General features: G+C 59.8%; 16 protein-coding genes and 5 pseudogenes. 11 read left to right on the forward strand and 10 right to left on the reverse strand.

Annotation, left to right across the window (positions count from 1 at the left end):
• Window positions 1-501: 501 nt before the first annotated feature.
• Entirely contained in the window at window positions 502-1,374 is an 873-nt protein-coding gene (locus tag NL112_RS17565) for a DUF7351 domain-containing protein (protein WP_255150149.1), read from the reverse strand.
• A gap of 222 nt (window positions 1,375-1,596) precedes the next feature.
• On the opposite strand from NL112_RS17565, the gene NL112_RS17570 reads away from it, so the two are divergent.
• Window positions 1,597-1,806 (forward strand): hypothetical protein, encoded by a 210-nt coding sequence (locus NL112_RS17570; RefSeq protein WP_255150150.1) that lies wholly within the window; start codon window positions 1,597-1,599, stop codon window positions 1,804-1,806.
• A gap of 22 nt (window positions 1,807-1,828) precedes the next feature.
• Here NL112_RS17570 and NL112_RS17575 read toward each other — a convergent pair whose 3' ends face one another.
• Window positions 1,829-2,029: a hypothetical protein gene (locus NL112_RS17575; RefSeq protein WP_255150151.1), complete on the reverse strand. Its 201-nt coding sequence runs from the start codon at window positions 2,027-2,029 to the stop codon at window positions 1,829-1,831.
• 72 nt (window positions 2,030-2,101) lie between these two features.
• Between NL112_RS17575 and NL112_RS22935 the strand changes: the two are divergent.
• The 4 genes and pseudogenes from NL112_RS22935 to NL112_RS17595 all read left to right on the forward strand — a co-directional run.
• Window positions 2,102-2,320 (forward strand): annotated as a pseudogene (locus NL112_RS22935) (toxin-antitoxin system TumE family protein); the annotation flags it as partial.
• Between the two features lie 314 nt (window positions 2,321-2,634).
• Window positions 2,635-3,012, forward strand: a complete 378-nt coding sequence (locus tag NL112_RS17585) for a MarR family transcriptional regulator (RefSeq protein WP_255150152.1) — start codon at window positions 2,635-2,637, stop codon at window positions 3,010-3,012.
• 131 nt (window positions 3,013-3,143) lie between these two features.
• A complete protein-coding gene (locus NL112_RS17590) occupies window positions 3,144-3,512 on the forward strand; it encodes a UPF0175 family protein (RefSeq protein WP_255150153.1) in 369 nt (122 codons plus the stop codon).
• Entirely contained in the window at window positions 3,509-4,015 is a 507-nt protein-coding gene (locus NL112_RS17595) for a PIN domain-containing protein (protein ID WP_255150154.1), read from the forward strand. The genes NL112_RS17590 and NL112_RS17595 overlap by 4 nt, the downstream gene beginning before the upstream one ends.
• A 111-nt stretch (window positions 4,016-4,126) precedes the next feature.
• Here NL112_RS17595 and NL112_RS17600 read toward each other — a convergent pair whose 3' ends face one another.
• Complete coding sequence (locus tag NL112_RS17600; RefSeq protein WP_255150155.1) at window positions 4,127-4,492, reverse strand: DUF6141 family protein; 366 nt, start codon at window positions 4,490-4,492, stop codon at window positions 4,127-4,129.
• 277 nt (window positions 4,493-4,769) lie between these two features.
• Here NL112_RS17600 and NL112_RS17605 point away from each other — a divergent pair, with 277 nt between their 5' ends.
• Window positions 4,770-8,501: a bacterio-opsin activator domain-containing protein gene (locus tag NL112_RS17605; RefSeq protein WP_255150156.1), complete on the forward strand. Its 3,732-nt coding sequence runs from the start codon at window positions 4,770-4,772 to the stop codon at window positions 8,499-8,501.
• A gap of 160 nt (window positions 8,502-8,661) precedes the next feature.
• A complete protein-coding gene (locus tag NL112_RS17610) occupies window positions 8,662-9,228 on the forward strand; it encodes a helix-turn-helix domain-containing protein (protein ID WP_255150157.1) in 567 nt (188 codons plus the stop codon).
• Between the two features lie 56 nt (window positions 9,229-9,284).
• On the opposite strand, the gene NL112_RS17615 is transcribed toward NL112_RS17610, so the two are convergent.
• Window positions 9,285-9,710: a HalOD1 output domain-containing protein gene (locus NL112_RS17615; protein WP_255150158.1), complete on the reverse strand. Its 426-nt coding sequence runs from the start codon at window positions 9,708-9,710 to the stop codon at window positions 9,285-9,287.
• A gap of 299 nt (window positions 9,711-10,009) precedes the next feature.
• Between NL112_RS17615 and NL112_RS17620 the strand changes: the two are divergent.
• A pseudogene (locus NL112_RS17620) lies at window positions 10,010-11,685 on the forward strand (transposase).
• A 217-nt stretch (window positions 11,686-11,902) separates the two neighbouring features.
• Here the strand turns inward: NL112_RS17620 and NL112_RS22940 are convergent.
• The 3 genes and pseudogenes from NL112_RS22940 to NL112_RS17630 all read right to left on the reverse strand — a co-directional run.
• Window positions 11,903-12,025, reverse strand: a pseudogene (locus NL112_RS22940) (PIN domain-containing protein); the annotation flags it as partial.
• 225 nt (window positions 12,026-12,250) lie between these two features.
• On the reverse strand, window positions 12,251-12,670 hold the full coding sequence (locus tag NL112_RS17625; RefSeq protein ID WP_254526037.1) for an HVO_A0114 family putative DNA-binding protein: 420 nt from the start codon (window positions 12,668-12,670) through the stop codon (window positions 12,251-12,253).
• 35 nt (window positions 12,671-12,705) lie between these two features.
• Window positions 12,706-13,020, reverse strand: coding sequence for a toxin-antitoxin system TumE family protein (locus NL112_RS17630; protein WP_255150159.1), 315 nt, complete (start codon window positions 13,018-13,020; stop codon window positions 12,706-12,708).
• 706 nt (window positions 13,021-13,726) lie between these two features.
• On the opposite strand from NL112_RS17630, the pseudogene NL112_RS17635 reads away from it, so the two are divergent.
• Window positions 13,727-13,993, forward strand: a pseudogene (locus tag NL112_RS17635) (DNA-directed RNA polymerase subunit B); the annotation flags it as partial.
• 27 nt (window positions 13,994-14,020) lie between these two features.
• Here NL112_RS17635 and NL112_RS17640 read toward each other — a convergent pair.
• Together NL112_RS17640 and NL112_RS17645 are read right to left on the reverse strand one after the other, a co-directional pair.
• Complete coding sequence (locus NL112_RS17640) at window positions 14,021-14,413, reverse strand: type II toxin-antitoxin system VapC family toxin (RefSeq protein WP_255152619.1); 393 nt, start codon at window positions 14,411-14,413, stop codon at window positions 14,021-14,023.
• On the reverse strand, window positions 14,410-14,610 hold the full coding sequence (locus NL112_RS17645) for an antitoxin VapB family protein (protein WP_255150160.1): 201 nt from the start codon (window positions 14,608-14,610) through the stop codon (window positions 14,410-14,412). Before NL112_RS17645 ends, NL112_RS17640 begins: the two co-directional genes overlap by 4 nt.
• A 747-nt stretch (window positions 14,611-15,357) precedes the next feature.
• Here NL112_RS17645 and NL112_RS17650 point away from each other — a divergent pair.
• Window positions 15,358-16,485, forward strand: coding sequence for a PAS domain-containing sensor histidine kinase (locus NL112_RS17650; protein ID WP_255150161.1), 1,128 nt, complete (start codon window positions 15,358-15,360; stop codon window positions 16,483-16,485).
• A 414-nt stretch (window positions 16,486-16,899) separates the two neighbouring features.
• Complete coding sequence (locus NL112_RS17655) at window positions 16,900-17,181, forward strand: hypothetical protein (protein WP_255150162.1); 282 nt, start codon at window positions 16,900-16,902, stop codon at window positions 17,179-17,181.
• A 45-nt stretch (window positions 17,182-17,226) separates the two neighbouring features.
• Here NL112_RS17655 and NL112_RS17660 read toward each other — a convergent pair.
• A pseudogene (locus tag NL112_RS17660) lies at window positions 17,227-17,763 on the reverse strand (IS200/IS605 family transposon protein TnpB); the annotation flags it as partial.
• Between the last annotated feature and the right edge of the window lie 49 nt (window positions 17,764-17,812).

Consider the following 17,812-nt stretch of genomic DNA (forward strand, 5'->3'; position numbering starts at 1 on the left):
CCAATCATGCCTCCCCCCGATAATCAATCTACGCCATATACCATCCCAGGTATATCCGGTCGCGAGAGGACGCTGTGCGTCCACTACGGATATCAGTCGGCCACATACCTAGACCCACTCCGATCTCCAGAGCGACGAACCGGTATGTGTCACGCTGCTGGAATCAGCTGAATAGTCCGATCATATTAGTCTATGAATGGGTTGTTTCAACCGCCAATATTCAGGAGGTGAGTATCCTCCAGTGACACTACATCATACCCAAATCAGTCTCGGATGAGGATGAAAGTACGCAGGCCCATGACCGACCGATGAGCGACCGTACGTTGACGATAGAATGCGACTGTGGAGCCCAGATGTCGGACAGCCGAACCGCTGAGCAGGTCGAGTGTGAGTGTGGAGCAGTGTATGCAGTAGCCATTACCCAACTCCAGGGAGGCAAGGACAGCTCATCTCGCTAACCCCCGGAGCATATCGATTCTCCGTCGAGAGTAATTCGTGGGATCACGACCGCGCGACATCCACCACCGATAGCGTTTCATCGAGTGTGAGGTCGAGCCGCTCGTCGTCACCGTCCATCGTCAACTCGACGCGCAGCGGCTCCTCGCTCGCGACCGTCACCTCGGTGTCGAACAGCCAGTCGAGGTCCCAGATCATCGTCTCACGGAGGTCGATACCCTCCTCGTAGAGGAACGAGACGACAGCCGGGTGATCGAGCACGACGGCCTCGACGGCCATCCCCACGTCCACGCCGCATGCCTGGCAGGACTGCTGGACGTGCGGCTCGTCCCACGACTCCGTGTCGAGCGAGGATTCGATGCGCCCGCCGCAGTGGTGGCAGAACCCCCGCGTCAGCGACTGGCTGCGCGTCAGCAGGAACTGGCTGAACACTCGTGGGAGCGACTCCGGGTCGTGACTCGCAGCCAGTACCGGCGGCGCGGGCATCCCACCCGCGACCACCAACTCGCAGTCGACACACTGGACATCCAGTCGGCCGGCTTCGTACCGCGCCTCGATGGTGCTGCCACAGTCCGTGCACTCCCCGACGTCGATCCCATCGACGGTGACGTCCGTATCGGTGTAGACGCCCGACACCGCCGCGCCGATGACTTGCTCCCCCGCGAACGTGAGTTCGTAGCCGTCCTCGACGTTCCGGACGAACCGCGGGACGAGCTTGTCGAGGTGGTAGTTGAACTGGCCCGAGTCCTGCACGTCAACGCTGTCGAACAGCTCGGAGAACGGCATCGGTAGCGCCTCCGCCTGCCGGGCCTCCCACAACTCCTGTACGATCCGGAATCTGATGTCGTTGGCCACGAGGCTGAACGCCGCCTCGAGGTCGTCAACCGTAACCCCACCCGCGTTGTCGTGGTCCCCCATACGCCGATAATGGTCACCGGCTGCCTTCAGAGTACCTCGGCCGACACCGGGTCCGGACGACCGACGAAAACTGGTGAACTGAGTTTCAGTATGGAGGATTACAGAAATGTAATTCAGATTATGCTTATGAGGTAGCGGTCCCAGCCATCACATATGAAGCGAGGCACGACCCGCTCGGTACAGCGGGCACGGTTCAGGTACAGTACGAACGAGGTAGTGGTCGTGAGCGCCGCGATGTTCGGCGCGCTGCTGGTGGCGCTGGTGGCCGCATCGCACGGTACGCTGGTCGCGGCTGCCGTGGTTGGCTTCATGGCCGGCCGCAGGGTTCGCGAGGCCCAGTCCGCCGGGCGGCGGGTGGCTCGATCGTTGCGGCGGACGGTCGACGAGTCGTCAGCCCCGGGCGTCGTGCGTCAGGCCTCAAGTGCTCTGTAGGACCTCCAATTCGTCCGGTTTACTACCGGCGCAGTCGGTCGACCTCGATGCCGAGTTTCCGCTCGATGACGATGAAAACGCGGCGGTCACGCTCGCGAACGACTCTCTCCAGTCGACGGATACCGTCGTGTGGTCTTTCTGAGAGCACAGGCCTCATACACTCCGTGTTTGCAAGCATCGCCGTGGCCTGTTCGGCGGTGACACGCTCCGGCCAGGAGTCCATTTCATTACTCGAGGGGATATAAATATCCCAACGCGGAATGGGAAGCCCCTCCGTTCACGGCGGGGAGGATGTCACCGAGAGCAGTACACGGACCACGCCTGGGAGTGCCGGTGGGACCGGCACCCGAATCCGCACAATACACGGGACCACGTCCATCCCCCGCCCACCGCCCCGACGCCCGGCGAGGACGCATCGTGGCCGGACGACCATCGTGATGTCGTTGCGCTCGTCCTCGACGAAATCGAAGATCGAATCACGGCCTTGTGGGACGAGTCAGCTACCCACGACTGACGTCGTGGGCTTGTCGGTGGACTCCCGTTCTACCGACCAGTACTGGTCGGACGCCACGTGAACCCGACCAGCCACTCGTCCCCCTCCGCCGGCGGCGTCTCGTCGTACTCACAGTCGAAGTCGTCGTGAGATCAGTTCAGAGTCCACTGGGGGTTCACGTACGGCCAAACTGGCGAACATCCAGACCAAGCCGGTAGGTGAGACTGGCTGCCCGATGCATACGGTCTTAGCGATTGACAGTGATTCACATTCAGAAATTTCGTAACTTTCACACCTAACACTCCTTACAGTGGATGACGTACCTTATTTCAACGATGTCCATCGACCGAGACACATTCGAGAACACGAGTGAGGACGAGCTCGCGGATCTTTCGGTCCCTAATCAAGTTCTTGGCTTCCTCATAGCAAACGACGACTATGCATTCAAGGCCCGCGAGATTGCGTCTCAGACCGGTCTTGACGAAGGCGCGGTTAGTACGGCACTCTCTCGGTTGAAGGACCGTGAGCTTGTCGAGCACAAGGCAACGTACTGGGCAGTGACGGCCGACGAAGAACGCCTCGAGGGATACAGCGGGTACGAGCGGGCGACTGCCCTCTTTAACGAACAGTTCGGAGCGGAGGACAAGGACGCCTGGCGTGAACACGCGCCCGAGAAGGAGCATCCAAGCGTCGATACTGAGGACGACCAGTGAGCGCTCTGTCTCAGCCGGTCTACCGACGGGGGATGTCGTGCGGTGGCAGTAGTTGAGACTGGTCGCCTTAACGAATATGGCAGTCTGGCGTAGTTCATAAATAGTATGAAGTCATAGTCTCGGCTAGAACGATGGCACGAATCACCGGATCATATCCTGACGATCTCGACCTCCTGATCGAGGGTGCTGTCGAGGCTGGTGTGTTCGGAGGCAAGAGCGATGCGTTGCGGGAGTTCGTGCGTGAGTACTTCGAGGACCACGAGAACGAGCGGATAGCAGCTGCGGTCGCCCTCTACGAACGCGAGCGGATTACACTCGGTGATGCTGCGAGACTCGCTGATGTCGATCGCTGGACGATGCGTGACATCCTCCGTGAGCACGGCGTTGAACTTCGCCTCGGGCTCGTTGACGAAGACGACGCAGCCTACGAGGTAGAGGCAGCACGCGAACTCGAATTCGACGACGAGGACTCGGACGATGTGGAATCACCCGCGAAATGACTGGTGACGGAATTCCGGCGAATCCGAGCGTCCTGAACACGACTGTCCTCTCGAATTTTGCGTATATCGACCAGTTGTGGGTGGTTACAGGGCTCTCCGGAATCTGTACAGTACCGGTCGTTCGCGAGGAACTCGAAAACGGCGTTGATGGACACCCGTATCTTCAATCCGCACTCGGGACACTCGACAACGAGATTCCAATCGTACCTATCTCGGAGACGGTCGCAAACAGGGAGGCGGTCGTCAGTGACCATCTCGATGCCGGCGAGGCCCAAGCGTTTGCCGTGGCGGACGCACACGACGGCCGTCTGCTGACCGACGACGGGGATGCTCGATCGTTCGCCAAAGAACAGGGTGTGACCGTTGTCGGATCAGTCGGTGTGCTCCTGGCTGCTATCGATGCTGGTAAGATCGACGAATCGACCGCTGATGAGTGGCTGTCGATATGGATTGACGAAATCGGCTACTACGTTCCATACCGGTCGATTTCGGACTATCAGTGAGCTCCATCTTTCGCCTTTTTATAACCTGTATCGTCTCAACTCCGCGAAGGCCAGAAGTTTCGACCGGTCCTCTCAATGCACGAGAGCAAGTCGAGAACCAGCAACGCTACCTCAACGCTCGTAGGCGTCGTCGATCGCGCTGACGAGTTCTTCCACGTCTTGTGATCCGACGAGAACGTCACGACCGGTCGTCCGCTGGATCCAGACGCCCTGATTCCCACGGACGTTGTACGCGATCCTACCTGGTACCCAGCGAATGCCCCAGCCACCGAACTCGCGGAGTGGGCGGTACGTTCTCAGCTCGTAGTGGTCAATCTCCGCCCAGGTGATCCGACGGAATGACCAGTGGATGGGCCACATCTTGAGATAGATTCCGTCGGCTCTCACCTCGGTATTGAGGCGAAGGCTGTAGAGGAACGCGGCGACGACGCCGATGACCACAAGTCCAATCCACGAGACAGGCCCGAGCACGAGCATAAGTACCGCGATCCCGCCAAGAAGGGCCCAGAGCCACAGCTGACGAAACTGCTGCACTTCACGGAAGATTGGACTTGTGTCCACGATGCATCGCCTCAAACGATGCACTCGCGAGTGATGAGACTACCGACAAGGTACCAGAAACGACACGTCGACTCCCGTTTTCGATAATCGGCACCGTGTCGGTTCTGTGATCCGCTTCCCGGTATCTTCGTATTCGTCCGGCCGATGATTCTATCGACAGAACGCTTTTGTCTGCGCCATGCGAAGCGTTCGCATGACTTCAGCCGCGCCTTCAACCGCCGACGTGCTGGAGACGGTCGACGCCCTCGGCCCGCCCGGCACGCCAGTGACGACCCCCGAGGTCGCCGAGGGGTTCGACTGCACCCAGCGGACCATCTACAACCGGCTGGACTCGCTCGTCGCCGACGGGAGCCTGAAGACGAAGAAGGTCGGCGCGAACAGTCGCGTCTGGTGGCGGCCTGCCAGCACCGACGTTCCCGCCGAGAACGACCCAACGGCAACCGTCACCGAATCGACATTCCGGCGGCTGTTCGAGAACGTTCCTGGCCTCTATCTCATCGTGGAGCCCGAGGACTACGAGATCGTCGCCGTGAGTGACGCCTACCTGGCGGCGACGATGACCGACCGGGCAGAAATCCTGGGCAAGAATATCTTCGACGTGTTCCCTGCCGATCCAGACGCCCCGGACCCCGAAGGCGCTCCCCGGTTACGGCGGTCGCTCGAACGCGTGAGAGCAGAGGGAGAAACCGACGTCATGCCGGTGACGTTCTACCCGATCCCCCACACCGACTCCGAGACGGACGAGTTCGAGGACCGCTGGTGGACCCCGACGAACGCCCCTGTCTTCGACGATTCGGGGGAAATCAACTACATCATCCACCGCGTCGAGGACGTCACGCCGGTCGTACGCCAGCTCCAGGCTGGCGGCGACGAGGCGGTGCTCGACCGCCTCGACACGCGGGATTCCCACCTCACGACGGACATCATGCTTCGCGGCCGGGAGTTACACGAGGCGAAAGAGGCCGCCTACGAACGGCTGAAAGAGAACGAGCAGCGACTCGACGCGTTCGTCACGACGACGACGGACCTCGTCTACCGGATGAGTCCCGACTGGTCGGAGGTGTACTCCCTGGAGGGGGACCCGTTCATCGAGGTGGACGAGCAGCGCACAGAGCGGTGGCTCACGGAGTACATCCCGGAGGACGAACAGGAGCGGCTCGCGGACGCTATCGAGGCGGCCGTCGAGACAAAGGACCTGTTCGACCTGGAGCACGAGGTGTTCCTGGCCGACGGGACCCGCGGGTGGGCCCGCTCGCGGGGCGTGCCCATCCTGGACGACGACGGTGAGATCGTCGAGTGGTTCGGGACGGCCACCAACATCACCGAGCGCAAACGGCGAGAACAGCGCGACCAGTTCCTGCTCGAACTCACCGACGCGATCCGCCCACTCACCGATCCCGTGGAGATCCAGCACGAAGCCGCCCATATCCTCGGGGAATGGCTCGACGTCGCGCGCGCCCACTACGCCGAAGTCGACGAGGACGAGGAGACGTTCCGGATTCACGCCGATCACTACCACAGCGACGTCAGTTCGACCGTGGGCGAGCACCGTCTGTCGGACTTTGGCGAGTACACCGCGGAGACGCTTCGTGCCGGCGACCGCCTCGTCCTGACCGACTACGACTCGACCGAGCAACTGAGCGATGAGGCGGGAGCGACGTTCACGACACTCGACAGCTACGCCAACGTCGCCGTGCCGCTGGTCAAGAACGACCGTCTCGTGGCGTTTTTCGCCGTCGACAACGCGAAACCCCGCGAGTGGACCGACACCGAGATCGAAATGGTCGAGGAGACCGCCGAGCGCACCTGGGCCGCCGTCGAGCGTGCCCACGCCGAACAGGCTCGCCGCGAGAGCGAGGAGAAATTCCGCGCCGTGGCGAACCTCGTGCCGAGCCTCCTGTGGAGCAACGACCCGGAGGGGTCGGCGATCTGGCACAATCAGCAGTGGCTCGACTACACCGGCCAGACGATGGAGGAGGCCGCTGACGACGGGTGGCTCGACGCCATCCATCCTGACGACCGCGAGCAGTCCCTCGAAAACTTCCAGCGTGCGGTCGACGCGGGCGAGCCGCTCCGGCAGGAGCACCGTATCCGGCACCACGATGGGGAGTATCGCTGGTTCCTCGTCCAAGCGCGACCAGTCAGGGACGATGGAGAGATCAGCCGCTGGTTCGGCGCGGCAACCGACATTCACGACCAACGTGAGCTTCGGGCGACGCTCGAACGGCTCAACGCTGTGACCCGGGACCTGCTCGATACCGAGTCGGCGACAATCGAAGACCGGGTCGCCGGGCTCGTGAGGGAAGTCCTGAACGTCGAGTACGCCGCCCTCTGGCGGTACGACGACCAGCGCGGCGAGCTCGACGAACACGCCGTCGACACGGCCCCGGACGTGGACCGCGGCTCGGTCAGCCCCTCGACGGAGCTCTCCGAGCTGATCTGGCAGACGTTCGTCGGGAGCGACGTCGACGTGGCGACCGATCTCGACGGCCAGGACGACACGTGGGGGTCGCTCGAAAGCCGCGTGCTCGTGCCCCTGGGCCGCCACGGCGTCGTGTGTCTCGGCTCCACCCGGGCGGGAACCTTCGACGAACGAACGGTCGACCTCGTCGAGATGGTGGCTGCGACCGTCGAGACCGCATGGGACCGCGCCGTCGGAGAAGCAGAGTTAGCGGACCGGAACGAAGAGTTGGTCCGCCTCGACCGGCTCAACACGCTCATCCGAGAGATCAACCAAGCGCTCGTGGCTGCCAACACGCGCGAGGAGATCGACGAAGCAGTCTGCGAACGGCTAGCCGACTCCGACCTCTACGAGTTCGCCTGGATCGGTGACCACGATCCGGGAACTGACTCGATCGAACCACGGGCGTGGGCTGGCGTCGACAGCGGCTACCTGGAGGACCTCGAGATCACGGTCGAGGACACCCCGACCAATCGTGACCCAATTGCCCGTGCTGTACGCACCGGTGACCTACAGGTCGTCGCGGACATCGCTACGGACAGCAATTTCGCTCCCTGGCGGGAAGCAACGCTCGAACGCGGCGCTCGGTCGCTGATTTGCATCCCACTCATCTACGACGACGCAACATACGGCGTGTTGGCCGTCTACGCTGACCGTCCTCAATCCGGCAAGGACAAGCGCAACCAGGACGTGTTGTCGGAGCTCGGCGACACGATCGCTCACACGATCAACGCCAGGGAGACGCGGGCGACCCTCCAGACCGACAGCGTTGTCGAACTCACGCTCCGATTCGACGATGCCGACACGCCGTTGTGTCGCCTCGCCCGGGAGACCGACTGCACGGTCGAGCACCAGGGGTTCGTTCCTCGGTCGGGCGGGCAGGCCGACGTCTTCTTCATCGCCCGTGCGGTTAATCCAGCGGAACTGCAGGCCGCAGCGGAAGGACTCCTTGCCTTCGAGAGCGTCCAGTGCCTCACCGAGCGGGAAGATGGGTCCCTGTTCAGGGTGCGGGTGTCCGATCCGACACTCGCTGCGCGGTTCACCGACGCGGGTGCCGTCGTGCGCTCGCTCACGATCGACGCGGGTGTTGCGACTGCCGTCGTCGACATCCCGCACACAGCGGCGGTCCGAACGTTTCTCGACCAGCTCCGGCAGTGGAATCAGGTCTTCGAACTGCTCACGCGTCAGTCGCGCGAACGGCCGCTGAAGACTCGACAGACGTTCGTCGCCGCGCTCGAGGACCGCCTGACTGACCGACAGCGCGAAGTCCTGCAGACCGCCTACCTGAGTGGCTTCTTCGAGGTCCCCCGGGTCAGTAATGGCAAGGAGGTCACGGAACTGCTGGGCGTCTCCCAGCCGACGTTCTCCGAACATCTCCGTGCAGCCCAGCGCAGGCTGTGTGAGGTGCTCTTCGAGAGTTGGTCCCCCGGCGATGTGTCCGAGTTGGATGAGGCGCATTCCTAATAGGGCCTTATTTGTGAAACACTACTGCGCATCCGATTTCTCCTGTTAGGGCCAACCCTTTCGCTCCCACGCCGTCTCTTTCACTCTATGCGATGGAACCACCACGTCACGACGGCCCGATGGCCCGCATCGAAGAACGCCCCTCCAGGTGGGTAACCCGATGGACAGAAACACCAATTCTCAGCTGAACGAACGATTCGACGCACTGACTGTCGAGGAACGAGAGACACTTCGTGTGGCCCTCCAAGCAGGGTATTTCGACGTGCCGAGGACGGCAACGCTCGTCGACATCGCCGACGAACTTGACCGCTCGGACGTCGAGGTCTCACAGCAGATCCGCCGGGGGATGGGTACCGTCCTCCGAAGCACGGACGTTCTGTCCGACCCGGCGGTCACCGCCGATGGCGGCACCGATCGCTCGTTGGATCGGATGTTCGACGCACTCAGCCATCCGTATCGCCGACGCATCCTGCTGCTCGTCAGCGAGCACAATCCCCGCGACGAGGACGAATTCAGTGTCGAGGACCTCGCCACCGAAGACGACGACCTCGAACTGTTGACGACCGAGTTGTATCACGCGCACCTGCCGAAGCTCGCTGAGGCGGGGTATATCGAGTGGGACGAGGACATGCGAACTATCCGTCGAGGACCGAATTTCGATGAGATCGCGCCGCTACTGCACTTGATGCACGACCATCAAGAGGAACTCCCCGAGGGCTGGCCCTGAATGGATCACGACAGCAATCCCCGCCTCTGGGACTGTTTCACTCGTGGCAGGACCCGTTAGCCGTCGATCGTGATCGAGCCGCCGGACGTGACCGAGATCGTGTATCCGTAATAGTCGAACCGTACACGCTGGTCTGGGTCGCCTGACTCGTGGAGTATCTCGAGGATGTCGGGGCCAATCGAATCGTATAGCGGTGGCAGCTCGGTCGGATCGACCCCTTCTCGCGCCGCCACTGCGTCGACAATCGCCGATGCAGGGAACGCCGCGTCGTCGACCTGCGCCGTCGTTCGACGCGCGATTTTGGTGATTACGAGCTCCCACGAATCCTCGCGGTCGTCGTCGACGATGGGCCAGCCACCCCGAACGTCGACACCGTTCGCGGCGGCGTCTGTCACGAGCTGCTGGAGTGCCTCGTGGAACTCGTCCTCGGTTGTGATAGCGGCTGGTGGGTCGTCCTCAGGTGGGTCGTCGGGGCCGTCCATAGCACTTATTGGGGAGGACCGAACATAAGTGCCGCCTCCGATTGTATGTCCCTCTCCTGTTGTCAGTGACTGCCTCGGAAAAACGCCGAAGAGATGGCTTGACGGGTAAAACTCGGGCAGCACGACCGTTCGTCCCCACACTACCGAGACGATGGCGGTTCTCCGCTCGCCTGATAGAACTGCGTAGCGACGAGCCAGTGATACAAACCAGATGTCGTGAACGAGATGACGAGTCACTCGGTCAGTGCATCCCTCCGAGAAAGCGGCGTTTTTGAGCGATACGTGTCCAGCCTCGCGTAGTGGCACCAACGTGTGAGTCTCGCCGGAATGTCTTTCGACGTATCGCCCAAAATCGCACGTCGCGTGGCCGAAGTACGACTCAACGCCGTTGTATGACCGAAGTTCGCTAACCGGACTGGAGTCGGACGTTCGAACCGTTTCGGAAGCCTGGTTCGACCACGACGCTCATACGTCCGTCGAGCAGTTCGTCTGTGCGTGCCCGTTAGCCTACGTTCGGTTCGACCCTCATGACCACTACGCGGACTCGACACGCTACGAGATGGGTACGCTCGTTCGCGTGTTCGTGCTGAAAAAACTCCATGGGTGGAACCACGAGACGGCACTCGTCGAGTACCTGGATCGCCGTCCTGAGATCTGCGAGCAACTAGGTCTTGAATCAATCCCCGATCAGTCGACGCTGTGGCGAAGCTGGCACACTCGCTTCACCGAAGATTTCCGAGCGACCATCGAGACGGTTGCTCGAACGATCCTCATCAACGCGCAGAATGCGGGTGTTCCGGTCCCGCGTGAACCGGATCGAACGCTCCGGCACCACAATACCGAATCCGAGGAGTCGGATCCAGACAATAGTACCGTTCTCGAGCAAGCGAGTGAAATCACCGACCACGTCAGCCGCATCATCTTCCCTGCGTTTTCGCTTGATCGTGGTGAGGGGTGTGAGATCCCCGAGAATGCGTACTGGGACTTGCAAACGTATCTGGGGTTGCGAGAGAATCTCGCTGCGAACGAGGGGGCACGCAGTTTCATTCACGAGTCGACTCGTGACCGAACCCCGCTCGGGCACGCGCATCGTGACCATCTCCGTGCTCTCTCAATCGAACAGATTCGAGAGATGTACCGGCAGGCAGTGGCCCGCCTCGTAGAGGAAGTAGCAGCGACGGAGGAGTTCTATCGTGCCGGGATCGTGGCGATCGACATCACCGAAGCCGACCCCTTCACAGGCGACCGGACGGACCACGAGGACGAGATTCTCGGAACGAAAGAGAACTCCGACGAGTACGCCTATCAGTGGGCAACAGTACAGTTGGTTGGCAATGCGGTTCCGATCGTGCTTGATGCGCGCCCGGTTCGACGGGGCGAGTCACGGAAGGAAATCGTCGAGGATCTGCTTGACTCCGCCGAAGAGCTCGTTCACGTCGATAACGTCTTGATGGATCGGGAGTTCGACAGTCAGCACGTTCTGGAGATGATCACCCAGCGCGGGCTCTCCTACGTCGTCCCAAAGCGGATGCAGACCAGCGAGAAAGCCCAAGCCAAGCGGTTACTCCAGCGCGACCAAGACCGATACGAGACCGACCGGAAGCTGCATCTCGGCAAGAACGAGTGGCACGAGACGACGCTGGTTTATCGGCGAAAAGCAAACACTGAGCACGACGATCACCGGCAGTACTCGGTGTTCATGACGAATAGAGGGAGTGGACACCTCACGGAGTACGGCTATCGCTGGGAGATCGAGAGTGGCTACCGATCGATAAAGCGGTTTATGGCGGCGACAACGTCGAAGAATTTCGGGCTTCGATTCTTCTACTTCGCGTTCGCGTGTCTGCTGTACTCCATCTGGCGAGCGGTCGATCTGCTCGTGCAGGTCGAGTTGACCGGCGAGTATGAGCACTCACCGGTGATTACAGCCGACAACACGCTGACGCTGCTGAAGAAGGAAACTGGAATCGGGTAGTGAGGCACTCTGTTCTGGTTAGCGTGCTGTCTGAGTGGCTACACTGCTGGAAGTCTCGAAAATTTGTCCATATAGTTGAGTGTGTGATAAGAATAGTCGCTTGGAGAGCCATCTGGGGCAGTTTCCGCTGGCCAAATTAGGCATATTCACGCATTACAGGCCTGCTAAACCTGCTGTAGTCTCAACTTCCCATCCAGACAATCAATCGCACATCGAGTTAGAATGTGTCAAACGAGTTAATTTCGTCGCTCGTCGAGTACGTCTCGACCACGTTCTGTTCGTCGAAGTCGGAATCATCACTCCAGATGCCTGCATCGCTGACGAGCGCACACGCTCGATAGCGTTCAACAATAGGTATTACGTTTTCATCAAACTCTCGTCGACTATCGAGGATGGTTTGTGTGGTGTCTGACCGGATTCATCCCACGACTGAAGTCGTGGGCTTTCTCCTCAATTTCGTGTAAAACCCGGAGACATTCGGTCTGTTCCGCCTGTGGGGTACTCGAATTCGGTGTCGGTATTCGAACTGGAGATGAGTTCCGGCTCTAGGGTGGAAAGCAAGTAGCTAGTCTGCACTAGCGGGAGTACTGTCTACGTCGACATCGTCGAGAAGCGGGTAGTCGATGTGCATCTCGATTTTATCGAACGGGACAACTGGCTGGATCGCTCCCCCAGGGCCACCTTCCTTGAGTTCGAGGATGCCCAATACCTCCAGCTGTTTCAGATCTGCATGGACATCGGAGACGTCGCGGTCGACGAGTCGTGCAGCCTCCCGCATACTTGATGGTCGTTCTTTGGCGATTGCTTGGATGAGATCGAGGCGCAGTGGTGTGAGGCTGTCGACGAGATCGTCATAAGTCCCGAACTGGAGTACTGCACGCTCATCGCTTTCATCCAGTTCATCAGCTTCAGCAGTCTGAATGAACTGGAGCGTGTCCTCTCGGAGCTGTGCTCGATCGCCGACGGTGATGTGAAGCGTGGTCATGTTCGGGTGGATTGGATCTGTATTGTATCTGCGGTTCAATAGGGACGGGGTGGGTTGCCACCAATCGTCTCCCAGTATTCGTCAGCACTAGCCCAAAACTCGACGATGAGTTCTTCCATACCAGGGAACTCGACGTCTGCCTCCCCGGCAGCGGTGTGGAGTTCGTGGCCTTTGGTGTCCTCGTGAGCGTTGTCATAGCGGATGAGCGTCAAATCTTGCAGCGTTCCCAGGTGCAGTGTGTACTTCCAACCGGACGGGTAGGCATCCGTGTCGGTCGTCCGTCGGATGACGACGTTCTCGACGAGCCCGGCTTCGACGTGGGTGTAGCGGTGCGTGAGTTCCTGGCCCATCCCTCCTCTGTTGGTTTGCTACCCAACACGATAAGTGTGTTGGGTATTCACCCAACAGCTTCTCAGATGATGGCGGGGGCTCGCACTCCTATCTTTTTGCAAGAAGAGAGTCCCGGCCTGAAGGCCGGACGTGAATCCGACCACATCCGCCACGCACCACGCGGTTATCTCACTGAAATCGTCTCTCCGGTGACTCAACGCGGAAAACTGGAGGTGATTTGGCGTTCCTCCCGTCGGCGTGGTCGATACCACACCTTCGACCGGACACACGTCCACCGACGTACCCGCCGAAAGGCGGGCATCAAAAACGCGAGCCTGCCGCGTTTGAGCGTCACCAGCGTGGCAGGAAGGGGGCGACGGGAATGCACGGTGCAAGGAGATACCGCGTCCCTCGAGACGCGCAACACGACACGTCCCTCACGGGACTCTCTCACGGCGCACGAACCAAGACACCCCGGCTCTGCCGGGTAGAACGGGAGTCCACGCTGAATGCCACGCCCTTCAGGGCGTGGTACGTGGTAGCTTACTCCCCGCGCCGCGTTCGGCGATGGTACGCTCCAGCTGGTAGTACATCCTGTCACCCGAGGGTATTTAAACGGCCGTATCAATTGGAGTCATTGCTATCGAGCCGACACATCTACGTTCGATTCGACGTCCAAGTCACCGACTCCTGAATCCGTGACTTGGAGACATCACTCAGAGACATATTATGTCGAACCAGTCAGAATCCAAAGTATATGTTAACGGTAGTTTAGTCGGAACCCACCCAGAACCCCAACTGTTGGCCGACCGTATCCGCACTGCTCGCCAACAGGGCGAGATATCGGAGATGGTCAACGTCTCGGTCGACGAAGGGACCAACGAGGTTATCATCAACGCCGACGCCGGCCGCGCCCGGCGGCCGCTTTTGGTCGTCGAGGACGGCGAGACGCTCGTCTCCGACGACGAGATACAGGCCGTTAACGACGATGATACGCCCACGCACACTCCAGAGAGACTACTACGGCTCAAATTTCCGGACAGAGAGGAGTTCGTCGAGGCCTTCTGTATCAAAGTCAGCGTCGGAAACAACCAGTTCCGTTCCTTCAGATCGAGCCGTAGCTGCAATCATGAGGTCACGTGGCGACATCGGGTCGCCAGATTCGAGAAGGCGGTTCTGCATCCGAGCAGCTTCAAACGCGACCTCTTCGGAGAAGTCGAGCGCAGTGACTCGTCCGAAGTTCTCACGCGCGCCGATGAGGTCTGTCTCACCCGCTGAAAACACCTCACCAGCGAGAACTTCATAGATACAGATGCTGGACGTAACCAACGTCGGTCGTTCATCGACGAATCCGACGACATCATCGACACCATCGAGGTAATCGATGATAACCGACGAATCGAGAAAGGTCACTGCTGGAAGCTCTCTCGGGAGCGCTTGATAGCTTCGCGCGCCTTTTCGGCTTTGTCAGTTCCGTTCCACGCGCCGGCCTTCATTCCTGACCCTTCGTTTGCCAATCGGTCGAGAAACTCATCCCAGCTCTCATCGTCACGCTTCAGCCTCGCCAACTTCTCCTTGGTCTCGTCTGAGACGCGAATTGACGTACTCATATGCATACGTTAAGTATGCACGCAAAAGTAGTTTGAGGAACCCGCCACTGGTGAGTTGCCACAATGAACGAAAATCGGGCCACGAACGCGGCCGGCGTGGCCAGGCGTTGGTGTATCGTGAGCGGGAGTTCACGCCTGAAGCGCGCTCATCGGTCGGAGTTTGGAGAGTCGATCGCTCGGTTTGTTTCGGTTCATTGCTGGGCCGATATGCTCGAATCCGGAGTATCGGCAGTAAGACGCGTTGAGGAGTCGGTCGACCCGACAGCGTTCGCTGTCCGCCTCCGGAGTAGCCTCGGCTAACTCCACGGGTGTGCCACCACCATCCCGTCGCAGCAGCTGCCAGACGCTACCGGCTGTATGGAGGAGGTGGCGTTCCGAAGAGAACGTGTCTGCGCTCTCGGGGGCGTTCTCAGCCCGGGCTACCACACGAAGACGCGACGGGGGAAGCGTCCGAACGCGTCAGTCTGTCGGGGGCGTGATGGGTACGACGCTCCCTCGCGGGTCGTTGTCCGCGACCGTGACGGTCCCGCCGGAAAGACGGACGACCCGATAAACGAGAACTAGACCGAGGCCGGGTCCATGCTGGAGTTGGTCACTCCTGTCTACAGATTCGCTCGAGCGGCCGAAATCCACATATATAGACTGAGCCAGGAAAGAGGCAGTCGGCGTGTTGATATATGCGCCGCAGAATTGAGGTGAACTATTAGTCTAATTTATTAACTGTCAGCCATTAATTCCGCGTACAGTATGGGGGATGGTTCGTTCGGGGGTGAAGACGACAGTTCGTCGCCGGAGCCTCCGACCGCCGACGACTACCGGGTCCCGGTAGACGAGCCGGAACTTGAGGCGATCCTCGCAACCATCGATGACGCCGTGTTCATCTTCTCGGTCGAACGGGCTGACGACGATATCTCGTTTCGATTTCAGTGGAACAACACCGCCCACGAATCGCTCACCGGGATGTCGATCGATGAATTCGGCGGACTTCGCCCCAGGGAGTTTCTCGGCGACGAGGTCGGCACAGAGGTGGCCGCCAACTACCGGGCCTGCGTCAAGCAACGAGACACGATCGAATACGAAGAGACACTCAGGCACGAAACCGGCCAGATCACGTGGCATACCAAGCTCACCCCCGTCATCGAGGACGACAGAGTCGTCCAGATTATCGGCATCGCGAGGGATATCTCGGACCGGGTCGCGCGGACGAAACACCTCCAGGTCGTCGACCGGGTGTTACGGCACAATCTCCGTAATACACTGAATCTGATTCTGGGACAAGCACGGGATATCGAAGCCGAAACCGAGCCCCCGACCACGGACCGTGCGAGCGGAATCATCGATTCGTCGAACGACCTGTTGGAAACGAGTACAAAAGCCAGAATGGTGACGGAGGTCATAACCGATACGCCACCAGCGACGCCGATGCAGGTCGATTCGCTCGTGGAACAGGTCGTATCCGTGTTCGCAGAGATGGACCACCCCGCAGACATCGCGTTTCCGGTAGCCCCGTCGAAGACGATCGTCGCATCTCCACGACTCTCCGAAGCGATCGTGGAACTCGTGCGAAACGCCATCGTTCATCACGACCGCCCGTCGCCATCTATCGAGATCGCCACATCCGTAGACGACGAGATACTCGAGATACAGGTTATCGACGACGGGCCTGGAATTCCGGAAATGGAACGCGCTATTCTGGAGGATGGGCAACCACCCAGTGAACTCTCCCACGGAACCGGGCTCGGTGTGTGGCTGGTGTACTGGCTCGTCACCAAATCGGGTGGGTCGATCACGGCCGCCGACCGGGAGCCACGTGGCTCAGTCGTGACGCTGCAGCTCCCACACCTGCCTGACGACCGCGAGGTCCCATCAAAGTAGGTCCGACAGTAGCCAATCACGTGCCTCCCATCAGAGGTGTCACGACCCGATTCCTCCGCGCTCTATGCCGGTAATCTCGAATTGGGCACCGCCTGTCTCACTATCAGAAATGGAGATATCCCAGCCGTGGGTGGCAACGATTGCGCAGTCGCTCCCGTATTATACTACAACGATATTCCTAAGACTGATTTCCTGTCAGTAGTTGGTGAGTGTAAGATGAACTCCGATCGATCTATTCATTCTACTTCGTCTTCAGCATCCAAGAAGACAACTCGAAATCCGCCAACGAAGCGAGCAACACTCGTTGGTGGTGTGGTAGGGATATGTATCGGCCTCGGTTCGCATTTCCTGTTACTGGATCATGCTGTAGTATCTAGTACGATCTGTCTTCTGTACTCCATCGGAGTTACGTTCATGATTGACTATATCAGTATCCTCCGACAGACCCCCTACGATGGCGGGAGTTGGTGGACGATTGCCTTCGGTGCCACCACCGGACTCGTTCTGATAGTTATACAGCTGGTCTACCGCCCGATAGTTCCAGATAAAATCGCAGTGCAGCGTGGCCTCCCCGCGGGAGTGGTAACCGTTCCGTTCAACTTCATCCTTCTCTTGTGGCTTCTCGTGTTCGGTGTCGCGTTAGTCTCGTTGGTATACGGGCTCGGAATGGCAGTAACAGACATGACCGAACGTTGATACCCTCCTCACGCTACCGCACGAGGATTCTGTCGGGGGAGTCGGTTACGGACCCACGGAGGCAACTCGCGGGTTCGTGGCACTTCTTTGGGACGTTCGTGAGGGTGTGGTTTCCCCGACCCATCGTGGTCGTCCCACTCGAATCGCACGGGCCGTGCCATCGGCCTGACTTCCGTGTTGCTGTGTTCTCGAAGGATAGTCTCAGACCCTGTGAGGGCGGTGGGGGCCCTGGAACCTGCACAGACACGGCAGCGTATCTCCATGGCGAACCGTCTCCTTGTGGTCGCCACACTCGAGAGACATCTGACTCGTCCACACTTCCGACTCGACTTCGAGGGAGATACCGTACTCCTCACGGATACACGCGAGACGGTGGATGAACTTCTTGAACGCCCAGAAGTTCTGCGTCTTCTCGCTCACCCTGACCGACAGTGCGTTTCTAACACGCCGGTCACATCGCCCACGTACACCGTCGCCACGCCCCTCCTCGTACAGTCGTTCATCGGGGTCGCGCACCAGCGCGTTCTGAGCGTGGTCACGGCGTTTCGTCCGCTGTCGGAACAGCCGTCGAATCCGTTTGAACCTTATCGCGGGACTCTGCAGTTGAATCCAGTTCGACAGTTTATATGTC

Origin of the sequence: Halorarius halobius, assembly GCF_024298865.1 — an archaeon.
Classification (GTDB): domain Archaea; phylum Halobacteriota; class Halobacteria; order Halobacteriales; family Haloarculaceae; genus Halorarius; species Halorarius halobius.

What these genes read in the sequence shown, in the direction of transcription:
- NL112_RS17600 (WP_255150155.1), bottom strand. Translation starts at nt 4,492, where the DNA reads ATGCTCGTGCTCGGGCCTGTCTCGTGGATTGGACTTGTGGTCATCGGC.
- NL112_RS17585 (WP_255150152.1), top strand. Translation starts at nt 2,635, where the DNA reads ATGTCCATCGACCGAGACACATTCGAGAACACGAGTGAGGACGAGCTC.
- NL112_RS17590 (WP_255150153.1), top strand. Translation starts at nt 3,144, where the DNA reads ATGGCACGAATCACCGGATCATATCCTGACGATCTCGACCTCCTGATC.
- NL112_RS17650 (WP_255150161.1), top strand. Translation starts at nt 15,358, where the DNA reads ATGGGGGATGGTTCGTTCGGGGGTGAAGACGACAGTTCGTCGCCGGAG.
- NL112_RS17645 (WP_255150160.1), bottom strand. Translation starts at nt 14,610, where the DNA reads ATGAGTACGTCAATTCGCGTCTCAGACGAGACCAAGGAGAAGTTGGCG.
- NL112_RS17595 (WP_255150154.1), top strand. Translation starts at nt 3,509, where the DNA reads ATGACTGGTGACGGAATTCCGGCGAATCCGAGCGTCCTGAACACGACT.
- NL112_RS17575 (WP_255150151.1), bottom strand. Translation starts at nt 2,029, where the DNA reads ATGGACTCCTGGCCGGAGCGTGTCACCGCCGAACAGGCCACGGCGATG.
- NL112_RS17630 (WP_255150159.1), bottom strand. Translation starts at nt 13,020, where the DNA reads ATGGGCCAGGAACTCACGCACCGCTACACCCACGTCGAAGCCGGGCTC.
- NL112_RS17615 (WP_255150158.1), bottom strand. Translation starts at nt 9,710, where the DNA reads ATGGACGGCCCCGACGACCCACCTGAGGACGACCCACCAGCCGCTATC.
- NL112_RS17565 (WP_255150149.1), bottom strand. Translation starts at nt 1,374, where the DNA reads ATGGGGGACCACGACAACGCGGGTGGGGTTACGGTTGACGACCTCGAG.
- NL112_RS17605 (WP_255150156.1), top strand. Translation starts at nt 4,770, where the DNA reads ATGACTTCAGCCGCGCCTTCAACCGCCGACGTGCTGGAGACGGTCGAC.
- NL112_RS17655 (WP_255150162.1), top strand. Translation starts at nt 16,900, where the DNA reads ATGATTGACTATATCAGTATCCTCCGACAGACCCCCTACGATGGCGGG.
- NL112_RS17610 (WP_255150157.1), top strand. Translation starts at nt 8,662, where the DNA reads ATGGACAGAAACACCAATTCTCAGCTGAACGAACGATTCGACGCACTG.
- NL112_RS17625 (WP_254526037.1), bottom strand. Translation starts at nt 12,670, where the DNA reads ATGACCACGCTTCACATCACCGTCGGCGATCGAGCACAGCTCCGAGAG.